A 2,153-nucleotide genomic window follows, 5' to 3' on the forward strand; every position below is an offset into this window, starting at 1 on the left:
ACCCTACCCCAGTCCGGTTAAGGCAACACAACCGCGGCACCACCCCAGGTCTAAAAACAGGCTTGGCGCTGGCAAAGGCGCTGGATCTTGACATCATTCAAATTCTATGGGGCAAAGGGGAGCCGCAAGAAGTTGCACCTATGCCAGAAGGACGGGCGGTAACGGGCAACGAGAGTCGCGTGACCCGCGAGCACTACGAGGTGGCAAAGCAGTGGGTGGCCGCAGGCCGTGACATGACGGTGATTTCTGATGCCATCGGTGTGAGTCGGGGAACGCTTTACAAGGCATTTGCGAGATTTGGAAAACAGGGCGCCCCTGGGAAGTCCAGCAAGGGGCCGGTGCATCAAGCAGCCGGGTCCAAGACCCGGACCCCCAAGGCGAAGGCCGCCAAAGCGGTTTCGTGAAGCCGAATGTTTTGTGGCCCTTCAAGATGTCGTGTTCCAGTATCCCCAGTACCCTTCCGAGGCGATTTCACAGCCTGGATTTTTTTTGCCGATCCAGATACTGCACTCTTCCGCAGGGCATGACCTCCGTTTCTGGTTGGAAAGACTCTTGAAGGAACGATAGAGAGTCTTTACACTGGGCGGGTGACGCCGCAGACCCTCCTCTCCCCCACTCCTGCCGTCGCCTACTACCGGGTCTCCACCGCCAAGCAGGGCGCGTCAGGTCTGGGCCTCGAAGCGCAGCGCGCCGCCGTGCTGTCGTTTGTGGGCGTGCGCGGTCTGAGCCTGGTGGCTGAGTCCACCGAAGTCGAGACGGGCACCAGCAAACGCCACCGCCCCGAGCTGGCCGCCGCGCTCGCCCAGGCCCGGCGCACCGGGGCGGTCTTGCTGATCGCCAAACTGGACCGCCTGGCCCGCAACGTCGCCTTCATCTCAGCCCTGATGGAATCCGGGGTGCGCTTCATCGCCGTCGATATGCCCGAGGTGGATAACCTGACGGTGCATGTCATGGCGGCTGTCGCCGAGCGCGAGGCGCAGCTCATCAGTGCCCGCACCAAGGCGGCGCTGGAAGCCGCCCGCGCCCGTGGCACCGTGCTGGGCCGCCCAGAGAATCTGACCCACGCGGCGCAGGTCAAGGGAGCCGCCGTCCAGCGGGAGACGGCGCGGCTGACCGAGCGTCCACTGCTGGGGTACGTGCGTCTGCTGCGCGACGGGGGCCACAGCCTGCGCTCCATTGCCAGGCGGCTCAACGCCGAGGGCCACACCACGCGCACCGGCAAATCGTTCACGGCGGTTCAGGTCAGCACCATGCTCAGGCGGGCTGCTTAACGGGTTCGGAGTTGACGGGACGCCTCACCAGGGGCTGACGATCTCCTTCTCTCCCATCCATTGCCTGGCAGGCAGAACTGCACCCCGCACAAGCTCCGGCACTCGCACGCCACTGCACTTGTGAAAGCGGGCCGCAGGTTGGAGGAGGTGCAGGAGATTCTAGGTCATGAGAGCATTGCTACCACCCGCATCTATGCCCACCTGGAGCCGGAACGACTTGCGGCAGCAGCAGCTTGCCGGATATTTTCTAGGGATATCACCTACTTTTTTAGACGTTGCTTTTGCAAGATTCACCGACAGCAACGGTGTTTCCTATGATAAAATAAGACTCAGGAGGTCCACCATGACTGCAACAGAACTGCGCCCAACTTTGAGCGAAGCGGAGCGTCAGCAGCGCAGAGAAGCCGTGAACTATGGACGGGCCAGCGTGCGATTAGAAGGCTTTGTCTTGGACGAGGCCTCGGAAGCGCTGTTTGCGCGCTACGTGGCTGATGAACTGACCCGCGCAGAACTCAACGCCGAAGTTCTGCGCCTCGCCGGAGTGCATGGCTGAGAAGCTTTTCAATGAAGGGCTGCTCACGGCTAACCGCATCAGCGAACTGCGGGAGCAGCCCGTTGAAGGTCAGTTCGACACCGCCCATCTGAAAGAGGTCCACCGCCACATTTTTCAGGATTTGGACCAGCATGCGCCGGGCGAATTTCGGGTAGACCGCAGCCAGCATATGAAGACCCGTTCGCTTGAAGACCGGGGCGGCGCTCATGTGGTGGGGTATATGGGCAGCGGTATGGAAGCCCGAGTAGATCAGGTGTTGGGCGAACTGCGGGATGGAGATGCACTTTGAGGGTGACCCGGTTTTGCGCAGATGGAGATAAGCCTCGAAA

Annotated in this window: 5 protein-coding genes; all 5 read left to right on the forward strand. The window is 61.5% G+C overall.

The genetic code is table 11. The features are described from left to right. Window positions 1-404: hypothetical protein (locus Q322_RS0119920; RefSeq protein WP_211248948.1), on the forward strand; the 404-nt coding region annotated here is incomplete at its 5' end. 183 nt (window positions 405-587) lie between these two features. Beyond that, entirely contained in the window at window positions 588-1,271 is a 684-nt protein-coding gene (locus tag Q322_RS0119925; RefSeq protein WP_034419423.1) for a recombinase family protein, read from the forward strand. Between the two features lie 60 nt (window positions 1,272-1,331). Next, complete coding sequence (locus Q322_RS25055; RefSeq protein ID WP_084148124.1) at window positions 1,332-1,589, forward strand: tyrosine-type recombinase/integrase; 258 nt, start codon at window positions 1,332-1,334, stop codon at window positions 1,587-1,589. Window positions 1,590-1,614: 25 nt separating this feature from the next. Beyond that, entirely contained in the window at window positions 1,615-1,824 is a 210-nt protein-coding gene (locus Q322_RS0119930; protein ID WP_029479581.1) for an antitoxin VbhA family protein, read from the forward strand. Then, window positions 1,817-2,113 (forward strand): hypothetical protein, encoded by a 297-nt coding sequence (locus tag Q322_RS0119935; RefSeq protein WP_029479582.1) that lies wholly within the window; start codon window positions 1,817-1,819, stop codon window positions 2,111-2,113. The genes Q322_RS0119930 and Q322_RS0119935 overlap by 8 nt, the downstream gene beginning before the upstream one ends. Window positions 2,114-2,153: the final 40 nt, after the last annotated feature.

The organism is Deinococcus frigens DSM 12807 (genome assembly GCF_000701425.1).
In the GTDB taxonomy this organism is placed as follows: domain Bacteria; phylum Deinococcota; class Deinococci; order Deinococcales; family Deinococcaceae; genus Deinococcus; species Deinococcus frigens.